At 68.1% G+C, this 20989-nt stretch carries 18 protein-coding genes; 10 read left to right on the plus strand and 8 right to left on the minus strand.

Annotated elements, in window-relative coordinates; genetic code table 11:
* Positions 1-39: 39 nt before the first annotated feature.
* From E1261_RS28215 to E1261_RS28230, 4 genes are read right to left on the minus strand one after another with little or no spacing between them, the layout of a single operon-like run.
* Positions 40-462: a TIGR03667 family PPOX class F420-dependent oxidoreductase gene (locus E1261_RS28215; RefSeq protein WP_132411747.1), complete on the minus strand. Its 423-nt coding sequence runs from the start codon at positions 460-462 to the stop codon at positions 40-42.
* A 52-nt stretch (positions 463-514) separates the two neighbouring features.
* Positions 515-916 carry a CoA-binding protein gene (locus tag E1261_RS28220; RefSeq protein ID WP_132411749.1) on the minus strand — a complete coding sequence of 134 codons (402 nt, stop codon included), beginning with the start codon at positions 914-916 and terminating at the stop codon, positions 515-517.
* Between the two features lie 13 nt (positions 917-929).
* Positions 930-1583 carry a response regulator transcription factor gene (locus E1261_RS28225; RefSeq protein ID WP_132411751.1) on the minus strand — a complete coding sequence of 218 codons (654 nt, stop codon included), beginning with the start codon at positions 1581-1583 and terminating at the stop codon, positions 930-932.
* Positions 1565-2839 carry a sensor histidine kinase gene (locus tag E1261_RS28230; RefSeq protein WP_132411753.1) on the minus strand — a complete coding sequence of 425 codons (1275 nt, stop codon included), beginning with the start codon at positions 2837-2839 and terminating at the stop codon, positions 1565-1567. The genes E1261_RS28225 and E1261_RS28230 overlap by 19 nt, the downstream gene beginning before the upstream one ends.
* A gap of 109 nt (positions 2840-2948) precedes the next feature.
* Here E1261_RS28230 and E1261_RS28235 point away from each other — a divergent pair, with 109 nt between their 5' ends.
* Genes E1261_RS28235 through E1261_RS28265 form a run of 7 tightly spaced genes read left to right on the plus strand, consistent with a single transcriptional unit; the run spans position 2949 to position 12029 of the window.
* On the plus strand, positions 2949-3716 hold the full coding sequence (locus E1261_RS28235) for an ABC transporter ATP-binding protein (RefSeq protein WP_132411755.1): 768 nt from the start codon (positions 2949-2951) through the stop codon (positions 3714-3716).
* Positions 3716-5668, plus strand: coding sequence for an FtsX-like permease family protein (locus E1261_RS28240; protein WP_132411757.1), 1953 nt, complete (start codon positions 3716-3718; stop codon positions 5666-5668). Before E1261_RS28235 ends, E1261_RS28240 begins: the two co-directional genes overlap by 1 nt.
* Before the next feature lie 33 nt (positions 5669-5701).
* Positions 5702-8152: a DNA gyrase/topoisomerase IV subunit A gene (locus tag E1261_RS28245; RefSeq protein ID WP_132411759.1), complete on the plus strand. Its 2451-nt coding sequence runs from the start codon at positions 5702-5704 to the stop codon at positions 8150-8152.
* Positions 8153-8156: 4 nt separating this feature from the next.
* Positions 8157-8864 carry an LppX_LprAFG lipoprotein gene (locus E1261_RS28250; protein ID WP_132411761.1) on the plus strand — a complete coding sequence of 236 codons (708 nt, stop codon included), beginning with the start codon at positions 8157-8159 and terminating at the stop codon, positions 8862-8864.
* Positions 8861-10537, plus strand: coding sequence for an MFS transporter (locus tag E1261_RS28255; RefSeq protein ID WP_238176481.1), 1677 nt, complete (start codon positions 8861-8863; stop codon positions 10535-10537). The genes E1261_RS28250 and E1261_RS28255 overlap by 4 nt, the downstream gene beginning before the upstream one ends.
* A 56-nt stretch (positions 10538-10593) precedes the next feature.
* On the plus strand, positions 10594-11535 hold the full coding sequence (locus E1261_RS28260; protein WP_132411763.1) for a sucrase ferredoxin: 942 nt from the start codon (positions 10594-10596) through the stop codon (positions 11533-11535).
* On the plus strand, positions 11532-12029 hold the full coding sequence (locus tag E1261_RS28265) for a beta-class carbonic anhydrase (protein ID WP_132411765.1): 498 nt from the start codon (positions 11532-11534) through the stop codon (positions 12027-12029). The genes E1261_RS28260 and E1261_RS28265 overlap by 4 nt, the downstream gene beginning before the upstream one ends.
* A 600-nt stretch (positions 12030-12629) precedes the next feature.
* Here the strand turns inward: E1261_RS28265 and E1261_RS28270 are convergent.
* Positions 12630-13397 carry a carbonic anhydrase gene (locus tag E1261_RS28270; protein WP_238176482.1) on the minus strand — a complete coding sequence of 256 codons (768 nt, stop codon included), beginning with the start codon at positions 13395-13397 and terminating at the stop codon, positions 12630-12632.
* A 133-nt stretch (positions 13398-13530) separates the two neighbouring features.
* Here E1261_RS28270 and E1261_RS28275 point away from each other — a divergent pair, with 133 nt between their 5' ends.
* A complete protein-coding gene (locus E1261_RS28275) occupies positions 13531-14823 on the plus strand; it encodes a pyroglutamyl-peptidase I (RefSeq protein WP_132411769.1) in 1293 nt (430 codons plus the stop codon).
* A gap of 12 nt (positions 14824-14835) precedes the next feature.
* On the opposite strand, the gene E1261_RS28280 is transcribed toward E1261_RS28275, so the two are convergent.
* Both E1261_RS28280 and E1261_RS28285 read right to left on the minus strand, forming a co-directional pair.
* On the minus strand, positions 14836-15459 hold the full coding sequence (locus E1261_RS28280) for an HAD family hydrolase (RefSeq protein WP_132411771.1): 624 nt from the start codon (positions 15457-15459) through the stop codon (positions 14836-14838).
* A gap of 10 nt (positions 15460-15469) precedes the next feature.
* Complete coding sequence (locus E1261_RS28285) at positions 15470-17554, minus strand: DNA gyrase/topoisomerase IV subunit B (protein WP_132411773.1); 2085 nt, start codon at positions 17552-17554, stop codon at positions 15470-15472.
* Between the two features lie 384 nt (positions 17555-17938).
* Between E1261_RS28285 and E1261_RS28290 the strand changes: the two genes are divergently transcribed.
* The gene (locus tag E1261_RS28290; RefSeq protein WP_238176483.1) at positions 17939-18184 is read left to right on the plus strand and encodes a DUF7455 domain-containing protein; all 246 of its coding nucleotides are present in this window, start codon (positions 17939-17941) and stop codon (positions 18182-18184) included.
* Between the two features lie 89 nt (positions 18185-18273).
* Here the strand turns inward: E1261_RS28290 and E1261_RS28295 are convergent, their stop codons facing one another.
* Entirely contained in the window at positions 18274-20256 is a 1983-nt protein-coding gene (locus E1261_RS28295; protein ID WP_132411777.1) for a glycogen debranching N-terminal domain-containing protein, read from the minus strand.
* 42 nt (positions 20257-20298) lie between these two features.
* Here E1261_RS28295 and E1261_RS28300 point away from each other — a divergent pair, with 42 nt between their 5' ends.
* Positions 20299-20781, plus strand: coding sequence for a DUF456 domain-containing protein (locus E1261_RS28300; RefSeq protein WP_132411779.1), 483 nt, complete (start codon positions 20299-20301; stop codon positions 20779-20781).
* Positions 20782-20989 lie beyond the last annotated feature (208 nt).

The following is a 20989-nucleotide window of genomic DNA, read 5'->3' on the forward strand; positions in this document are numbered from 1 at the left end:
CGGCGGGTCGGAGCGGACGGCGGGTCGGAGCGGGCGGGGTTAGAAGCCTCGGAGTTTTTCCGGGGTGATGCGGATGATCACCGGGTACTCCGTGTGGAACTGCTCGGTCGTCATTCCGAGGCCGCTGATGTCGTCGCCGTACTTGGCGTTGTAGACGGCGAGCGCTTCGCCGGACAGCGGCTCGGACTCGATGCGCGCCGTACCGGAGATGACGCCGACGTCGCCGCCGCCGTGGGTCGCGTTGAAGTTGACCGCGACCTGCGGGTGGGTGGTGATGTTGTGCAGCTTGGCCTTGTGGCGCTGGCTGCTGATCACCAGTTCACCCTCGTGCCAGAGGAACCAGACCGGGTTCGGCGCCGGGGTGCCCGATTTGCCGACCGTGGTCAGCCAGACGACGCGTTCGTCGCCGAGCTGCCGGGTGATCCGCTTGCCGAAGTCGGTGGACGTGTCGATCGAGAACATGCAGAACGCTCCTTCATATCGGCCCCACCCCACCGCCCCGGTCAGGTGGTCGTCACGACGGACCGAGACCCGCCCACTCGATCGCGGGGCAACGGTTCATCACCATCGTCAGTCCGGCCGCGGTCGTGCGTGTGTAGGCGTCCTGGTCCATTACACCCAGCTGGAACCACACCGCGCGCGCATTGATTCCCACCGCCTGGTCGGCAATCTCACCGGCCAGCTCGGACCGGACGAACACGTCCACACAGTCCACCGGGAACGGAATGTCGGCCAGGCTCGCATACCCCTGCTCGCCGTGCACGGTCTCGGCCGACGGATGCACAGGCACGATCCGCTTCCCCCGTCCCTGCAGGAACCGCGCCACGCCGTACGCCGCTCTGTCGGTGTTGTTCGACAAGCCGACCACAGCCCACGTCGAGCAGTCCGCCAGAATCTTCCGGATATCCGCGTCCATGTCTCAATCGTCCTCAGCCACGCAAATACGTGAGTACGGCGGACACCCGGCGATCGAGGCCGTCGTCCAGCTGGAGCTTGGCGAAGATGTTCCCGACGTGCTTCCGTACGGCGGCCTCGCTCACCACGAGCTGTTCCGCGATCGCGCCGTTCACCCGGCCTTCGGCCATCAGCGCCAGTACTTCGAGCTCCCGCGGCGTCAACGCGGAGAGCGGACCGTCGTTCCGGCGCCGGGCCAGCAACTGCCGGACCACCTCGGGGTCGACCACAGTGCCACCCGACGCGACCCGGTCGAGCGATTCCAGGAACTCGGCGACGTGACCGACCCGGTCCTTGAGCAGGTACCCGATTCCGCCGGTCGTTGATTCGAGCAACGACGAGAGGTACGCATCGGCGACGTACTGCGAAAGCACCAGGATGCCGATCGAGGGGAACTCGGCGCGGATCGCGGCGGCCGCGCGCAGACCTTCGTCGCTGTGTCCCGGCGGCATCCGGACGTCGGTGATGACGAGATCCGGCGGCTCCTTGCGGACCACGGCGAGCAGGGTGTCCCCGTCGCCGACGCTGTCGCGGACCTCGTGCCCGGCGCGATCCAGAATGCTGGCCAGGCCCTCGCGCAGCAGCAGCGAGTCTTCGGCCAGCACGATGCTCAGTCGCCGAGTTGGCACGGGCACTCCATTCGCAGTCGAGTAGGCCCACCGGGTGGGCTGTCGACCACGAGTGTGCCGCCCAAAGCGTCCAACCTGGTCACCAGCCCGGTCAACCCGGTGCCGGCCCCGACCGTCGCGCCACCGATCCCGTCGTCGGTGATCGTGATGATGAGCAGTTGACCTTCCCGTCGGCCGGCCACCTGGCAGGTGGTCGCCTGAGCGTGCTTGGCGACGTTCGACAGTGCCTCGCTGACCACGAAGTACGCCGCGGCTTCGATCGGTGGCGGCAGTCGCGAGTCCAGGATCATCGACACCGTGACCGGCATCGGGCTGCGGTCGGCGACCTCCCGGATCGCGGCCTCGAGCCCGAGGTCGATCAGGACCCGCGGATGGATGCCACGCACCGCCTCCCGCAGATCGGCCAGCGCGGCCTCGGCCTCGGAGTGCGCCTTCACCACCAGCCGCCGGCCCTCCCCCTCGGGCAGGTCGAGCTCGGCGAGGCCGAGCGTCATCGTCAGACCGACGAGCCGCTGCTGTACGCCGTCGTGCAGATGCCGCTCGATCCGCGCCCGCTCGGTCTCGAACGCATCGACCAGGTCCAGCCGGGAGCGACGCAGCTCGGCCACGTTCCGCTGCAGCTCATCCTCCCGCGGCCCCAGCATCGCCTTGGCCAGCGACGCCTCCGCAGCAGCCAGTACGCCGAGCAGGTAGGAACTGACCGCGTAGAACACCGGCCCGAAGGTGACCGTGAAGAGCAGTCCCTCCCAGGCGGTGTTCAGCGTCCACGGCCCCATCCCCATCTCGTCGGTGTCGGCAATGATCGGCGCGAGGATCGTCGTACCGAGAATGGTCGCGCTCAGGCCCGCGAACGCGGCGCTGAACGGCCAGACCAGCACACCCAGCACGAAGCCGTAGCCCAGCGACCGCATCGACGCCTGCTCGCGCCGCCGGAACTTGAGCTTGTCCCGCAGCGACAGCGCGACCGGCATCGCAGCATGCGGGCTCTTGATGCCGTCGATCAGCATCAGCCCGGCCCGCCAGCGCTCCGCCCAGCCGATCACCACCCCGAACATCGGGAACAACGGCAGCAGCAGAATGCCGATCACGATCGGGCTCAGGAGCGCACTGGTCACCGCCGCCCCGAGCAGCAGGCAGATCGTGACCACGCCGACCGGTATCGAGGTGAACAGGTACAGGTAGGCCCGCCACGGCCACGACGACACCAGGAAGCGCGGGGACGCCAGCGCTTGCCAGCCCGTCACAGGTCTCTCCACGCCGCCAACCCTAGGTCCGGGACTGCCTGTACGGCGGTAGCGTGCGCGCTACTCCGAGTCTCTTGCCCAAGCCCGCGTGTGCAACGCCGATCACCGGTTGGCTGGTCACATGACCGCAACCGCGCCCTCGTACCCCAGCGTCGTACCGGACGCAGCACCTGCTCTGGTGCTCGACGGGATCACCAAGACCTACCGCTCCAAGGCCGGTGGGGTCGATGCCCTGCGTGGCGTCACCTACCACTTCCCGCGTGGTTCGTTCACTGCCGTCATGGGCCCGTCCGGCTCCGGCAAGTCGACGCTGCTGCAGTGTGCGGCCGGACTCGACCAGCCGACGACGGGCGTCGTCGTACTGGGTGGTGTGAACCTGCACGGGCTCAGCGAGGTCGCACTGACCAAGCTGCGTCGTGAGGAGATGGGCTTCGTCTTCCAGGCGTACAACCTGCTGCCGTCGCTGACCGTGTACGACAACGTGGCGCTACCGCTGCGGTTGACCGGCAAGCGCCCGCATCGCAACGACATCCTCGGCGTACTGGAACAGGTCGGGCTGAGCGACAAGGTCAAGCGCCGGCCGGCCGAACTGTCCGGCGGGCAGCAGCAGCGGGTCGCGATCGCTCGCGCGCTGATCACCAAGCCGTCGGTGTTCTTCGCCGATGAGCCGACCGGTGCGCTCGACAGCAACAGCAGTCGCCAGGTGCTCACCCTGTTGCGCGAGGCAACTGATCGGGCCGGGCAAACCGTCGTCATGGTCACTCACGATCCGGTGGCGGCGGCGTACGCCGAGCGCGTCGTCTTCCTGTCCGACGGCCTGATCGCGGGTCACCTCGACCGCGGTACGCCGGGTCAGATCGCGGCTGCCATGAGTGACCTGGAGCGCTGATGTTCTTCCTGAGCAGGCAGACGGTTGGACGGCACAGACATCTGTACGCCGGTTCGTTCGTGGCGCTCGCGGTCGGCGTGTTCCTGCTCGGACTTGCCGCCACCGCAACCGCCGCCACCATCGCGTACCGGGGACCGAGCGCCGGGAGCATCGCCGTGACCACCCTCGGTGGCGACGGGATGGGCCCGCAGCGAGTCAGTGTGTCCACCTCCGACCAGGATGTGTCCGGACTGCAGACCGTGCTGAGCATGGTCGGCGCGATCAGCGGCTTCATCACGATCTTCGTCATCGCCAGCACCTTCGCCTTCGCGGTCGCCTCCCGGCGGCGCGAACTCGGCCTGCTCCGGCTGATCGGTGCCACGCCGGGTCAGATCCGCCGGATGATCCTCGGTGAGGCTCTGGTCGTCGCCCTCGGTGCGTCGATCACCGGCGCCGTGCTGGCGCAGCTCGCGACTCCGTTGCTGCTCGCGAAGGCGTCGTACACGGAGCTCGCTCCGGTGAAGCTGGAGCCGGCCTCGCCGTGGGTGCCGCTGTCGATCGCGGTCGGGATCGGGCTGCTCGTCGCGCTGCTCGGGGCCCGCGCCGCGGCTCGGCGGGCCGGAAAGGTCGGGGCGATCGACGCGCTCCGCGAGGCCAGCCTCGAACCGCCACGGATCGGACCGGTTCGCGTCGTGTTCGGACTGCTGTTCATGGCCGGCTCGATCGTCCTGCTCACCCTGATCAAGCCGTCCAGTGGTGAAGCCGCAGTCCCGCTGGCGATGTTCACGCCGATGCTGCTGGTGATCTCGCTGACCCTGCTCGCTCCGCTGATCGTCCCGGTCCTCGGACGTCTCTGGGCGGCACCGCTCGTCGCCTGGACCAGCGTGTCGGGACGGCTCGCCCGGAGCAACGTGGTCGCGGCACCCCGTCGCAGCGCATCCCTCGCGGCGCCGATCCTGACCATCTCCGCGATCGCCGGCTCCATGGTGCTCAGCCTGAGCTTCGCTGCGGACAGCGCCGCGGCCACGCTGCGCGACGGCATGCTCGCCCCGATCGTGGTCACCGGAGGCGACCAGGCCAAGGTCGCCGCGACCCCGGGCGTCGCTGCCGTCGACGCTGGGCTTCCGGTGCAGTTCGTGCGGGTCTCAGCCGACTACGCCCAGCTCGAGGACGCCGAAGGCATCGATCCGGCCGTCGCGTCGCGCACCCGCCGAATGACTCCGGTCGCCGGTGACCTGACCGCGCTCACCGGGAATACCGTTGCCGTGAGCAAGGAGATGTCCGGGTTCGAGCACTACCGGCTCGGCGACGAGGTGCCGGTGACCTTCCTGGACCGGACGACCGCCAAGCTCAAGATCGTGGCGATCGTGCCGGACGCGTTCGGGATCAACCCGTCATTCCTGCTGCCTCTCGAGCTCGCTCGCGCCCACGCGCCCGCAGCGAAGCCCGAGCGGATGTTCGTGCTGCCGGCCACCGGGACCGATCCCGCGGAACTCGTGCAGCGCATCGAAGGCGCCGTACCGGCTGTTGCTTGGGACGCCGAACAGACCGCAGGGGTCCGGAAGGGAAATCAGCTCGGCCTCATCCTGCTGCTCGGGCCGGCCGCCCTCTACAGCGCGATCGCCATCGCCAACACCCTGCTGATGGGCAGCCTGCAGCGGCGGCAGGAGTTCGTCACCTCCCGCCTGCTCGGCGCCACCCCGAACCAGATCCGCCGCATGGTCCTGTGGGAGTCCTCGCTGGTCGGAATGGTCGCTCTCAGTCTCGGTACTGCGATCACGGTGACGGTCGGCGTACTGATCCGGCACGCGATGACGGCCGGTGTTCCCGACGTACCGGTGACCGTCCCCTGGGGCATCCTGCTGGGGATCGCCGGACTCTGTCTGACCCTCGCGGTAGGGTCCGCCTTGGCTCCGACCGCATACATCCTGCGGGTCGTGGGCCGCGAAACGATGGTTCACCAGCGACAATAGGGTTCCAGTTCGACTGAGGAGCAGTTCACCCGTATGGCACGCCGTTCCAGTACCACCGCCGAGCCCGAGGACTTCGAGGAGCGCATCCTCGACGTCGATGTCTCCGACGAGATGCGCACCAGCTTCCTGGAGTACGCCTACTCGGTGATCTACTCCCGGGCGCTCCCGGACGCGCGGGACGGGCTGAAGCCGGTCCAGCGGCGGATCCTGTTCTCGATGGCGGAGAACAACATCCGCCCCGACCGCGGCCATGTGAAGTCGGCCCGCGTCGTCGGTGAAGTGATGGGTAAGTACCACCCGCACGGCGACGGCGCGATCTACGACGCCCTGGTCCGCACCGCGCAGCCCTGGTCGATGCGGCTGCCGCTGATCGACGGCCACGGAAACTTCGGCTCTCTGGACGATGGTCCGGCCGCGATGCGCTACACGGAATGCCGGATGGCGCCGTCCGCGGTCGCGATGACGAACGGCCTGGACGAGAACGTCGTCGACTTCCGGCCGAACTACGACGGCCGCGAGGAAGAGCCGTCGGTGCTGCCGGCCGCCTTCCCGAACCTGCTGGTCAACGGCGCCGCCGGGATCGCGGTCGGAATGGCCACCAACATGGCCCCGCACAACCTGGTGGAGGTCATCCAGGCGCTGCGGCACCTGATCAAGAAGCCCGACGCCGACCTCGACGACCTGATGCGGTTCATCCCCGGCCCGGACCTTCCGACCGGCGGCAAGATCGTCGGCCTGGAGGGCATCAAGGACGCCTATGCGACCGGCCGCGGCAGCTTCAAGATGCGGGCCACCGCCCGGATCGAGAACGTCACGCCGCGCCGCAAGGGCATCGTGGTCACCGAGCTGCCGTACACGGTCGGCCCGGAGAAGGTGATCGAGAAGATCAAGACGCTGGTCCAGGCCAAGAAGCTGCAGGGCATCGCGGACGTCAAGGACCTGACCGACCGCACGCACGGCACCCAGCTGGTGATCGAGGTCAAGAACGGCTTCGTCCCCGAGGCACTGCTGGAGCAGCTCTACAAGCTCACCCCGCTCGAGGACTCGTTCTCGATCAACGCGGTCTGCCTGGTCGACGGCCAGCCCCGCACCCTCGGCCTGAAGACCCTGCTGGAGGTCTACCTCGAGCACCGGTACGACGTCGTCCGCCGGCGCAGCGAGTACCGCCGGAAGAAGGCCCAGGACCGGCTGCACATCGTCGACGGCCTGCTGATCGCGATCCTCGACATCGACGAGGTCATCCAGATCATCCGGACCAGCGACGACGCGGCCGCGGCCCGGACCCGGCTGATCGACATCTACGACCTGTCCGAGATCCAGGCCAACTACATCCTGGACATGCCGCTGCGCCGGCTGACGAAGTTCTCCAAGCTCGAGCTGGACACCGAGAAGGCCGAGCTGGAGCGCGAGATCGAGCGGCTGACCGCGATCCTCGAGGACGAGGCGCTGCTGAAGAAGACGGTCGGCGACGAGCTGGCCGAGGTCGCCAAGACCTACGGAACACCCCGCCGTACTGTGCTGCTGGAGTCGTCCGGTGCGACCAAGACCGCCGCCGTACCGCTCGAGGTCACTGATGACCCGTGCTGGATCCTGATGAGTTCGACCGGCCTGCTGGCCCGCACCAACGGCGTCGAGCCGTTCGGTACGGCGGAGGGCCGGGCCAAGCACGACGCGATCGTGTCCGCGATCAAGAGCACGGCCCGCGGTCAGTACGGCCTCATCACCACGGCCGGCCGGCTGATCCGGCTCGACTCGCTCGACCTGCCCGCCGTACCGACGACTGCCGCCGCGCCGAACCTGCAGGGTGGCGCACCGATCGCCGAGTTCGTCTCCCTGGAGCCGGGTGAGAAGGCGCTCGCGCTGACCACGATGGATCCCGACTCGATCGGTGTCGCACTCGGTACGGCGACCGGTGTCGTCAAGCGTGTCGTTCCGGATCACCTGAGCAACCGCGACGCGTGGGAGATCATCCGGCTCAACGACGGCGACGAGGTCGTCGGCGCGGTCGAGCTCACGACCGGTGAGGAGGAGCTGTGCTTCGTCACCTCGGAGGCACAGCTGCTGCACTTCCCGGCCTCCGTGGTCCGTCCGCAGGGCCGGACCGCGGGCGGGATGGCCGGTGTCCGGCTCGGCAGTGGCGCGAAGGTGGTCTTCTTCGGCGCCGTCGACCCGGGCCGCGAGGCACAGGTCGTGACGATCGCCGGCTCGGACTCGGCGCTGCCGGGGACCGAGGTCGGCGCGGTCAAGGTGACGCCGTTCAGCGAGTACCCGGGCAAGGGCCGCGGGACCGGCGGTGTGCGCTGCCAGCGGCTGCTGAAGGGTGAGGACGGGCTGCTGCTCGCCTACATCGGCGTGGCTCCGGTCAAGGCCAGCGCGAGTAGCGGCGCACCGGTGGATCTGCCGCCGATCGACCCGCGGCGCGACGGTTCCGGCGTGCCGGTGGCCCAACCGATCGCTGCTCTGGCCGCGGACCTGGCAGGCTGACCCCATGAAGAGACTCGTCGCGCTGGGCGCGGTGCTCGTGCTGGCACTGGTCGGCTGCACTGACAAGAAGGATTCCGGCGGTGGCGCCGGGCAGACCGACGACGCCGTCGCACAGCTCGCGGCCGCGAAGAAGGCGATCGACGAAGCGGCCAGCGTCCACATCGTGCTGACCGGGCGGGATCTGCCGGACAGCGCGCAGACTCTGGCCAGCGGCGACGGCGTGGCGACGCACGCCCCGGCGTTCAAGGGCAAGCTCACGATCCGCACCGGCGGCGCGCCGATCGACTCCGAGGTCGTTGCGGTCGACAAGAAGGTGTACGCCAAGCTGCCCTTCACCGGGAAGTTCGTCGAGCTCACGGCCGACCAGCTGACCGGATTCGGTGCGCCGGACCCGGCGATCCTGCTGGACCCGAACAAGGGCCTGACATCGCTGCTGCCGGCGCTGAAGGACCCGAAGGTGAAGGGTGACACCCGCGACGGCGCCAAGGTGCTGACCGAGATCACCGGTTCGGTGCCGGGCAAGTCGCTGCAGGGGATCTTCCCGAAGGCTCCGGCCGACCAGGACTTCCCGAGCAGCTTCAAGCTCGACAAGGAGACCAAGCAGCTCGTCGCGGCGACGATCTCCGGCCCGTTCTACGACGGCGCCAACAGCAGCTACGACGTCACCTTCGACAAGTACGGCGAACAAGTCACGATCACCAAGCCCCAGTGAGCCGCGGAGTGCCGGGGACCGTCCGGCCGAGAGCCAAGCTCACGCTCGCGTCGATCGCGGTCGCCTTCGCGGCCGCCGACACGTACGTCGTCGTCCTCGCGCTGCCCGACCTGATGTCCGGGGTCGGGCTGTCCGCGGACCAGCTCCAGCGGGCGGCGCCGATCATCTCCGGGTTCCTGCTCGGCTACATCGCCGTGCTGCCGCTGATCGGCCGGATCGCGGACGTCGCCGGGCGGACCCCGGTCCTGGTCGGCGCGCTGATCCTGTTCGCGGTCGGATCGCTGATCACGGCGGCGGCGTACGACCTGCCCCTGGTGGTAACCGGTCGGTTTCTTCAGGGTGTCGGAGGTGGCGGGCTCGTCCCAGCCACACTCGCGCTGGTCGCGGACCTGTGGCCCGCTGAGCGCCGCGGACTGCCTTTGGGCGTGGTTGGCGCCGTACAGGAGCTCGGTTCGGTCCTGGGACCGCTGCTGGGCGCCGCCGTACTGGCCGTCGCCGACTGGCGATACATCTTCTGGCTGAACCTCGTGGTCGCCGTCGTCCTCGCCGTTCTGCTGCGCGAAGCCCGGCGACCACCTTGGTCGGCCGCCGTCGGCCTGCTGGCAGCGGTTGCTTTGGGCCTCACGCTGACCGCACCACAACGCCTCGCATCCGACGTCACCCTCGGTCTGCCCTTCGTGCCCTTCGCCGGTACGTCGAGACTCGCGACTCCGATCGGGGTTGCGACGCTCGTCCTCGGCCTGGTCTGGGCCGTCCTCACGCTCCGACGCTCCCAGGTGGTCAGCCTCGTCAAGCAGGTCGACCTCCCCGGCGCTCTGCTGCTCGCGCTCGCGCTGTCTGGTGTTGTTCTCGCGTTCGCCACGGCCGATCCTGAGCGCGAACTGATGTCTCCTGCCGGGCCCTGGCTCCTCGTCGGGGCTGCGGTGTTCGCGGTCGCCCTCGTTGCCTGGCAGCGCCGGACTCCGCGAGCGATCATTCCGGCCGGTCTGCTCGCAGCCCGCCCTGCCTGGGGTTCGCTGGTGGTAAGTTTCCTGGTCGGGTGTGCGCTCATCGCTGCACTGGTCGACGTACCGGTGTTTGCGCGGACCACGCAAGGCGGTGGGCAGCTCGCGGCGGCTCTGGTGCTGCTGCGCTTCCTGATCGCGTTGCCGGTGGGCGCGGTGGTCGGCGGCTGGCTGACTCGGCGCTACGGGCTCGGCCTGATTACCGGAGCCGGGCTGGCGTTGGCCGGCGCCATGTTCGTGGTGATGACGTTCTGGGGCCGCAACGCCCTCGATCACTTCGCAGCAACCGCCGTACTGCTGCTGTGTGGATTCGGCTTCGGGCTGGCGCTGTCACCGGTCAACACGGCGATCCTGGGCGCTACTCCCCCGGCGAACCACGGGCTGGTCAGCGCTCTCGTCGTTGTCGCGCGGATGGTCGGCATGCTGGTCGGCGTGTCGGCACTGACCGCGATCGGGCTACGCCGGTACTTCGCGATCGTGGACGACGTACCGTCACCGAACGAGCTCTGTCCGGCAGCACCCGCGTCCTGCCGGCCCTTCGTGGACGCGCTCCGCGACGCGGCCATTTCACAAACGCACGCGATCTTCGCCGGGGCTGCCGTCTGCGCCTTCCTGGCGGCGATCCTCGCCGTCGCACTGCTCGGCCGACGTGGCGTTGTGCACACTTGATGATCATTTGATGATCCCTGCACGGTACTGAGGGCTGCCTAACCTACAGTGGTGCTGTGAGAGTTCCACCCGACGCGACCGGTCGGCCAGGCCTGTGCTCAACCTTCTGCCGTCAGCTTCTCGAGCCGCTGGAAGGTTCCGCCATTGTCGCGAGTGGCTGGGTCGTCCTGGAACAACCCGGTCCGTGGGGTGCCGATGCCGTCGTCAACAGTCATCTGAACCCTGAGTTCGGTGGCCGGTTCGATGCCGAATGCAAGAAAGCCGATGTCCGCTTCGGCCTGATCCGCACGCCGGGGCGGCACTCTTTCCCGGCCAATCACGCCCAGCAGGTGTACGTCGCCTCCACCGTGCCCGGCAAGACCTGGCTGCTCACCGCCCACCTCGAGGACCCGCTGGCCCTCGACAAGCTCGACCTCGCAGCGATCGCCCGCGGTGATCGCGAGGCCGTCGACGCCTCACTGCCCGGCCTGGTGCCGGTCGACGAGGCGATCATGCTGGTCTGCACCAACGGCAAGCGCGACGAGTGCTGCGCGATCCTCGGCCGCCCGCTCGTCAACGGCCTGGCCACGGCCGCACCCGGCCGGGTCTGGGAGGCCAGCCACCTCGGCGGCCACCGCTTCTCCCCCACCGCCGTGCTGCTGCCCGCCGGCACCATGCACGGCCACCTGGACACCGGGACCGCACTCGACGTGCTCGCGGCCTCGGACCGCGGTGAGACCTTCCTGACCGGTCTGCGTGGCCGCACCACGTGGACGAAACGCGGTCAGGCCGCGGAAATCGCCGTACGCCACCAAACTGGTGAGCTCTCGCTGGACGCCCTCACTGTCGCGGGCGAAGATCTGGAATCCGTGACAGTGTGGCATCGCGACGGGCGGTCCTGGGTCGTCCCGGTGACCAGTGCACCTGCTGATCCACCTCGTCCGGAGTCCTGTGGAAAGGAGCCGTTCGCGATGTCGATCCTGAAGGCCGGAACCCCTGTGCCAGGGGCAGCCCGATGACCACTGGTTTCGAAGACCTGCTCGCCGCCAACGCGGAGTACGCCGCCGATTTCCACTACGGCGGCTTCGACGGAATCGCCCACGCCGGAGTCGGCGTGGTCACCTGCATGGACTCCCGCATCCCACCGCTGGAGCTGCTCGGCCTGAAGGCGGGTGACGCCAAGGTCCTGCGCAGCGCCGGCGGCCGGGTCACCGAGATCACGCTCACCGGACTCGTCCTGGGCGTCAACCTGCTCGGCATCCGCCGGATCATGATCATCCCGCACACCCGCTGCGCGATGGCCGCGATGTCCGAGGACGAACTCCGCGCCAAGGTCGAGAAGGCCGCCGGGAAACCGGCCGGTTACCTCCCCATCAACGTGATCCCCGACCAGCTCCAAGCCCTCCGCCACGACGTAGCCGCCGTCCGCGAGCACCCCTTGATCGGCGAAGAGATCCTCGTCGGCGGCTTCATGTACGACGTAGACACCGGCCTCCTAACCCAACACGACTAACCCACCCCAGGCTCGCCGGAACCACCCCGCGCCCATCTCATCGGTTACCCCAAGCGCCCTCGGCGGTCCCCCGCTGCCACAACGTCCGAATGATCGGAGGGCCCGCCTCCGGCTGTTCGGACGTTAGGAACTCCGCAGCGAACGGGACGCCGAATCCCCTTCCCCGCGGGACCCGGCGACCGCCTGACCAGCGTCACCTTGTGCACGCATCAACCATCTGACACCCCGCCGAACGGTCGAACCGTGCTCAACGTCGCCCGGGCCGGCTCACCTTGGGCACCCCTCAACCACATTCGGGCCACGCGCATGGTCGAACCGTGCACAACGTCGTACCAGCTGGTGCGGAACGTCGTACCGGCTGGTGTGGAGAGCGCGGCTCGTCCGTGCGCCCGCCCATTACAGGGGTTATCCCTCCAGGTGGGGGGTTGCCCATCGAAATTTTCACGGGGCAACCCTCCAGCTCGACGGGCAACCCCGGCTGTGCCGATGCGGGCAGGGCCCTGGGCGTACCCGCAGGGCCGGTCAGCTCGGGGGACTCGGGAGGAGGCGATTGGCTGGCCACGATCGACCTCCAGGTCGGGGGCAGTCCGGCGTGGTGACTTAGGTGAGGTGGACTTGGCCGGTGTCCAGTTCGTAGTAGGCGCCTACGAGCTTGAGCTTGCCCGACTTTTCCAGAGGGGCGATTACTGGGGAGCGGCGGAGTTCGGCTAGGACTAGGTTGATGTTGGCGTGGATGGCGTTGGTTAGGCGGTCGCCGGGTTTGCCTGCTACCTGGCGGACGGCTGGGGTTAGGGCTTCGACTAGGTAGCCGATCTGGCCGGCTTCGGCGGTTCGCTGGTGGGTGTCGAGGGCCTTGATGGTGGCGTCGAGGGCGCCGCAGCGTTGGTGGCCGAGGACCACCAGCAGGGGCGTGTGCAGCTCGGCGACGCCGAACTCCAGGCTGCCGGTGACCGAGTGGTCGAGGGCTTCACCAGCGCTGCGTACGACGACCAGATCGCCGAGACCTTGGTCGAAGACGAGCTCGATCGGCACCCGGGAGTCCACACAGCCGAGCACGGTGGCGAACGGGTGCTGGCCCTTGCTCACCGCTACCCGGCGCGCCACACCTTCGTCCAGCCGCTCCTCGCGGTCAGCGACGAAGCGAGCATTGCCCTCCACCAGGCGAGCCAGTGCCTGTTCACCGTTGAGGACCGGGTCTGCGCTGGGCGGGACCGAGCCGCTGGGCGGAGCAGAGTCGGCCGACGCGACCGGCGTACTGGAGGGCGAAGCCCCTGCACAAGCTGTCAGTACGGCGGTTCCGGTGCCGACGGTCAGTCCGGTGGTCAACGCAGTGGTCAGGAAACGGCGGCGGCTGCTGGTGGTGCTCACGGGATGCTCCTCAGGAAATGTGGCGGCGGGGGCGGGCGCCGCTCTCCGAAGGTAGCGCATTGCATACTGTCTGCAATACCGGTCTTTGTGCAGATCTCTCGGCTTCCGCGCCGGGATCTGATAGATACCCCTTATGAGACTCCGCCCCCGCTCATTTCCCAGGTCCCTGCTGGTCGGCGCCCTGGCCCTGACGAGCGTCCTGTCCGGCGCTCCGGCCGTGCACGCGGCGCCGGTCCCCACCGGCTGCCTCGACACCGGGGTCACCGGCACGGTCGAGGAGCAGCGCCTCGGTCGCGGTATCGCCGGTGGACCTTCGGTGCCGGCCGAGATCCTGCGCCGGACCGGGTTCGACAAGCAGGTGGAGCTGTTCGGCCGGCTGCTCTGCCGGATGCCGAGCCGGGAGGCCGCCAAGCTGCTGATCCGCGCGCAGGGCGAGGCTTTGTGGCGGACAGCCGTGCACCGCGCTCAGCACCCGGTCTCCGGTGCCGACGCGCTACCGGCCACCGATGACCGCGGTCTGTACTGGGCGCGCATCTCGATGGCGCTGACGGTTCGCCAGTGGCAGCCGCGCTTCACCATCGGTACGGCGGAACGCGCCGACCTGATCCGATCCTTGGAGTATGCCTCCCGGGGAATCACGAGCACCCGCTTCTCCCCCGACGTACGGAAGATCCTGGTGACCGGGTTCGATCCGTTCACCCTGGATGCCGACATCCGCATCGGCAACCCGTCCGGAGCGAATGCGCTCACGCTGGACGGACAGCGCTGGACTGTTAACGGAACGACGTACGAGATCCAGGCCGTTGTCTTCCCGGTCCGCTACACCGACTTCGACCAGAACATGGTCGAGGACGCTCTCGCGCCGCACTACCGCGGTGGGCCGCAGCACGCGGATCTCGTGATGACGGCGAGCCAGGGGCGCGTCGGCATTTTCGACCTGGAGGTCTTCAACGGTCGCCGGCGTTCGACCAGTTCGATCGGTGACAACAACAACCTCTGGGGTGGCGGCTCCGCTGCAGCTCCCGTCGTTTCGCCCAGCATGCCGGCCGGCCCGGAGTGGCTCACCGCCAGTCTGCCGTTCGCCCGCATGGCGCAGGCCGATGTGACGCCGTTCCGCACCAGGGTGAACACGTCGGTGTTGGAGATCCCGGCAGGCCAGACTGCGCCCGTGCGGCAGCCGTTGGGTCCGACGGAGGGATCGATCGCCTCCGAAGGTGCCGGTGGCGGCTACCTGTCCAACGAGGTGGCCTATCGCAACACCCTGCAGCGCGATCTGAAGGACCCGTCGATGCCGGCCGGACATCTGCACGTGCCGGTGCTGTCCTTCGATGCGGCCAACAAGACGACCATCACCGACCCGACCTACGAGGCCAACCGCGAGGCGATCATCCGCGGTGCGCACGCCGTTCTCCGCCAGGCACTGTGATCAGTTTTCTGATCAGGTGGCGATAATTCTGAACGCCTCCAGCACCGACTGCACAGAATAATCGGCTGCCGGCCCGCCTGCACGATCCCCGACCAGGATGGTGCGCAGGCCGGCATTCCGCCCACCTGCGATGTCATAGGCCGGGTGGTCCCCCACCATCCACCCGTCCAGGACAGCTCCTGAGCGCTCTGCCGCGATCGCGAAGATCTGCGCGTCCGGCTTACGCACCCCCACGGCCTCGGACACACAGCAGTAGTCGACCGCGGCCGCGATCCCCGTGTGCTCGAGCTTCAACGTTTGCTGCACCACGCCGCCGTTCGTCACCACGGCAACCCGCCAACCAGCCGCCCGAAGTTCTGTCAGCGCCTCCAGGACAGCCGCGTCGGCGCGCGTGAACAAGGGATGCTCTCGGTCGTAGCTCTCAACGCTCGGCGCGGCGCCGAACTGCTGCCGCAGCTCGGCGAACAGCTCGGCCCGGGGCCTGAAACCACCGTTGTCCTGCGCAGCCAGCCAGCCGACAGCGTCCTCCCCCAGACCAGCCTCACCGCACCACCAGCGCGCCCACTCGCGGAAGGCCGCGTCGCGGTCGATGAGGGTGTTGTCCAGGTCGAAGCAGGCCAGGCGGGGCCCTTGCATCAGGCGCCGATCAGACGTCGATGCGGCTCTCGTCCAGCTCGTAGGCGCCTTGGACGATGAACTCCTTGCGGGGCGCGACGTCGTTGCCCATCAGGAGGTCGAAGACCTTGGCTGCGTCCTCGCCGTCGTCGACGGTCATCCGGCGCAGGGTCCGGTGCCGCGGGTCCACGGTGGTTTCGGCCAGCTGGTCGGCGTCCATCTCACCGAGACCCTTGTAGCGCTGCGGGGGTTCCTTCCACTTGACGCCCTTCTTCATCAGCTCGGCCGTCTTCCGCTGGTACTCCGCGTCGCTGTAGGTGTAGATGTACTTGTCCTGACCCTTCTTCGGGTTGGTCAGCTCGAAGCGGTGCAGCGGCGGCACAGCGGTGTAGACGCGACCGGCGTCGACCAGCGGACGCATGTAGCGGAAGAACAGCGTGGCCAGCAGGCAGCGGATGTGCGCGCCGTCGGAGTCGGCGTCGGCCATGAAGATGATCTTGCCGTAGCGGACCTGCTCGAGATCGAAGCTGCGGCCCGAACCGGCGCCGACGACCTGGATGATCGAGGCGCACTCGGCGTTCTTCAGCATGTCGGCGACCGACGCCTTCTGCACGTTCAGGATCTTGCCCCGGATCGGCAGCAGCGCCTGGAACTCCGAGTTGCGAGCCACCTTGGCGGTCCCGAGGGCGGAGTCACCCTCGACGATGAAGAGCTCGGACCGGTCGACATCGTTGCTGCGGCAGTCGGCCAGCTTGGCCGGCAGGGCCGACGACTCCAGCGCGGTCTTGCGGCGCTGCAGCTCCCGGTGCTGACGGGCCGCGACACGCGTCCGGGATGCGGCGACGACCTTCTCCAGCACCGCGCGGGCCTGGGCCTTGTGCTCGCGCTTGGTCGAGGTCAGGAACGCTTCCAGCTCGGTCTGCACGACCTTCGAGACGATCCGCGACGCGGCCGGGGTGCCGAGCACCTCTTTGGTCTGACCGTCGAACTGCGGCTCGGCCAGCCGGACCGTGACGATCGAGGTCATGCCCTCGAGGACGTCGTCCTTGATCAGCTCCTCGCCGCTCTTCAGCAGCCGGGTGCCCTCCATCGCGTTGGTGAAGCTCTTGGCCAGCGCACGCTCGAAGCCGGCCACGTGCGTGCCGCCCTTCGTGGTGGCCACGATGTTCACGAACGAGCGGAGCTCGGTCTCGTACCCGTCGCCCCAGCGGACGGCGATGTCCACGTCGAGATCGCGCTCGACATCGGTCGGCGTCATGTGGCCGGCGTCGTCCAGCATCGGCACGGTCTCGGTGAAGTGCCCCGTCCCGGTCAGCCGGATCACCTCGGTGACCTTCTGGTCGGTGGCCAGGAACTCGCAGAACTCGCTGATCCCGCCGTCGTGCTTGAAGTGCTCCTCGGTCGGCTCGTCACCACGCTCGTCGCGGATGACCAGCTCCAGGCCGGGAACCAGGAACGACGTCTGCCGAGCCCGGGTGACCAGCTCGTCGTAGTTGAAGCTCGCGTCGCGGGTGAAGATCTGCCGATCTGCCCAGTACCGGATCCGGGTGCCGGTCATGCCCTTCTTCGCCCGGCCGGCCTTGCGCAGACCCTTGACCGCGGAGAAACCGGCATCCGCGCCCTCGGCGTCGAACTCACCGGCGACACCACGCCGGAACGATGTCGTCCAGACCACGCCGCCGCGGTCGACCTCGACGTCCAGCCGCGCGGACAGCGCGTTCACCACCGAGGCGCCGACACCGTGCAGACCGCCGGAGGCGTTGTAGGAGCCGCCACCGAACTTGCCACCGGCGTGCAGTTTGGTGAACACCACCTCGACACCGCTGAGCTTCGTCTTCGGCTCGATGTCGACCGGGATGCCGCGAGCGCGGTCACGCACCTCGACGGATCCGTCCTTGTACAGGATCACGTCGATCCGCTCGCCGTGGCCGGCCAGGGCCTCGTCGACGGCGTTGTCGATGATCTCCCACAGGCAGTGCATCAGGCCGCGGCTGTCGGTGGACCCGATGTACATACCGGGGCGCTTCCGGACCGCCTCGAGTCCTTCGAGGACGAGCAGGTTGCGGGCGTTGTACGTCGGGTCGAGCTCGGTACTGCGAGGCGTCGGGGCGGCCACAGGGCTCCTTCACTGGTTCACCAACTCACTACGAGGCACAGCCTATGCGGCCGCACCCCCAAAACCTGTTAGCAGCCCCGACACTCGGGGCACCTGACTGAACAACGAGATAGGTGCTATGTCAGATATCGATCCGGACTCGATCGGGCGTGCCTCACGACACACCGCAGATCAGCACGGGGTGACGAAGTCATGGCGCACAGTGAGATAAGACACGCCCGACGCAGCGTGTCCCGCCTAATTCGCCCGAAACAGAAACGATTCCGCGTCAACATGCGTCATACGAGAGCAGGTGGTTCGTCTCACATTCGGACACGTTGCCCCCACCGGGAAGCGATCCGCATGTCAGGATGTTGCTATCTGGTGAGAACGGAACTAGATGAGATGAGGCCTCAAGTGACTACAGCACTCGCCCCGAGTTCGGCCCTGTCGGCCGCGGATCGTTGTGACCGCTGCGGTGCGCAGGCCTACGTCCGTGTCACCTTGACCAGCGGTGGGGAGCTTCTGTTCTGCGCCCACCACGGCCGGGAGCACTCGGACAAGCTGCGCAACATCGCCGTCACCATTCACGACGAGACGGGCCGGCTCGAAGCCGCTCCCGCCGCCGTCGCCACGGAGGACGAACGGTAAGCCAGGTCTCATAAACGCGCCAACGCCGGCGCCAAAGTCCTACAGAGCCGATGGCGGTCCCCTAGCGGGAGACCGCCATCCTTGCGTTCTCAGACCAGGAGACGGTGCTGGAGGTCCTCCGGGGCCTCCAGCACTGCCGCTTCCCCGTTCCGCCACTCGACCGTGAGCGGCGCACCGGCCACTCTGAGCCCCGACAGCGTCAGCTCGGACCACGGCAGCGACGGTGCCGGATTGAGCGTCAGTACGCCGCCTGGGACGTCCGGCTCGATACCCAGCGCAGCGACGAGGACGGCGACCACGGAGGCCGCTGCCCAGGCCTGTGGACGACATGAGGTCGGGTACGGCGTCGGCCGGGTCTCGGCGGTTCGCCCGCGGCCGCCGTACAGCTCGGGGAGGCGGTAGTCGAAGCTCTCGGCGGCCCGGACGAGACCAGCCAGGTACGACGAGGCGACATCCGCGTGGCCGGCGGTGTAGAGGCCCTGGACGGTCATGGCGGTGTCGTGCGGCCAGACGCTGCCGGTGTGGTAGCCGATCGGGTTGAACCGGGACATCGCGGTCGACAGGGTGCGCAGGCCGAATCCGCTGTCGAGGTCGTCCTCACCGAGAACATCGGCCACGCGTTGTTCCTCGTCCGCGTCCAGCAGACCGGTCCCGAGCAGGTGGCCCATGTTCGAGGTACGGCCGGCCACCGCGTTCTTGGCGCCGTCGAGCGCGATCGCCGGATAGCCGTCGACCCAGAACGCCTCGCGGAAGCGTTCCTGCAGGGCTGTCGCCCAGGTGCGCCACTCATCGCCCGACTCACCGAAGGCGTCGAGCAGTTCAGCACCCCGGACAGCGGCGGCGTACGCATAGCCCTGGACCTCGCACAGCGCGATCGGTGCGGTGGCAATCTCGCCGTTCGGCCATTGCACCGAGTCGTCCGAGTCTTTCCAGCCCTGGTTCGCCAGACCGTGACCGGACTCGTCGACGTACTCGAGGAATCCGTCGCCATCCGGATCGGCGTAGTCCCGCATCCAGGCGAGGGCCCGCTGCAGGTTCGGCAGGAGGTCGTGCACCTGATCGGCCGGCATCCCCCACCGCCACGCTTTGTGCAACGTGGTGATCCAGAGCTGGGTGGCGTCGTGCGTGCCGTAGTACACCGGCGGCAGGACGAACTCGGCGCCGTGCTCGGCCGCCTCGGCCCGAAGCTCGTGCGGGATCTTCCCGGGCTGCTCGGCGGTGTCGATGTCCACCTTGGCGCCCTGCCACTTGGCCAGTGCCCGCAAGGTGCCGGCTGCCAGCTCGGGGTCGACCGGGATCAGCATTCCCGCGGAGATCAACGAGTCCCGGCCGAAGAGGGTGAGATACCACGGCGGGCCCGCTCCGAGGTAGCGATCGTTGCCCACGGCAAGCTGTAGCGCACGGACATCGTCGAGCGAGCGATCGAACCAGCGCTCAACCCGGTGATCACTACAGTGAACACTCGCGGTGTACAGAATAGTGTTCACCGGTGGGTCGATCGTGAAGCCGCTGAGCGTGCGCGGGCTGGAAGCGATCACTTTGATGATCATCGTGAACTCCTCCCCCGGCTCCAGCTGCGGTGTCGCAGTCGTTCCGGGGTCCAGCTCCGCGGTGACCCGTGTGCCCTCATTCTCCCAGTACAGACGGCCCGAATCGTCGTACCGAGCCTCCACCGTGGGCAGTGTCGCGGCCGTGCTGTTGCGGACCGCGACGATCCCCGCGAGATCGGTGCCCAGGGCAACTTCCAGCTGGCACGTCACGGCGTCCCGGGAGTTGTTCACCAGCGTGATCCGCTCGGTCATCCCGTCCCGCGTGACCTCGCGCCGGCGATAGACCAGGACCGTCTCCTCGCGGTCGGCCTTCGCGACGTACACATGGGTCGAGGCACTCTGCTCGTCCACCTGCAGCGGGATCGGCTCCACCCCGTCGACAGTGACTACGAGCTTCGACAGCAACCGTCTGTCACGGGCATAGACGCCCTCCGCTCCGCTCCCGGTGAGCTGACCGGAGCGCGGCGAGAGCACCACCCAGGGAGCGGCCAGTGCAGTGACCAATTCGTGCAACTGGGACATGCCACTACCCTAAACGCGCCCGATATGCGGCAGAGTGTCCGTGTGAACACTGCTATGACGGTCCTCGTCGGAGTGGCGATCTTCGTCGGCATCCTCGGCATCGTGATCCCGGTGCTGCCCGGAGCCATTCTGAGCCTGGCAGCGATCCTGGTCTGGGCGCTGGTGGAACGCAGTGCCACCGGCTGGGTCGTGCTGGCCGTTGCGGTGGTCCTGATCGGTGCCAGCCAGGTGGTCAAGTACATCGTCCCCGAACGACGGCTCCGAGAGTCCGGCGTACCACGCCGCTCGATGCTCATCGGAGTACTGCTCGGCATCGTCGGCTTCTTCCTGATCCCCGTGGTCGGCATGTTCATCGGCTTCCCGCTCGGCGTCTACGTCTCCGAGCGGCAGCGCCTGAAGACCCACACCGCGGCCTGGGACTCGACCAAGCACGCACTGAAGGCCACCGGCCTGTCGATCCTGATCGAGTTCATCGGTACGTCGCTCGCCGCGGCCGTCTGGCTGGTCGCCGTACTGTTCCTCTGACAGCACGATTGCCAGGGTTTTCTCAGGTGCACCGGAGGCACGTCTCAGCCCCATGAGAGATCCTGGGCCGCATGGCACTGTTCAGAAATCTCTCAGAGAAACGCTGGCGCATCGCGGGCACCATCGCCGCGGTCGCCGTCACGACCACGGCAGGCGGTGTCGCCTGGGCCGCAACCAGCGCCGACCCGACTCCGGCCCCCTCCGCATC

Source organism: Kribbella albertanoniae (assembly GCF_004348455.1).
GTDB lineage: Bacteria > Actinomycetota > Actinomycetes > Propionibacteriales > Kribbellaceae > Kribbella > Kribbella albertanoniae.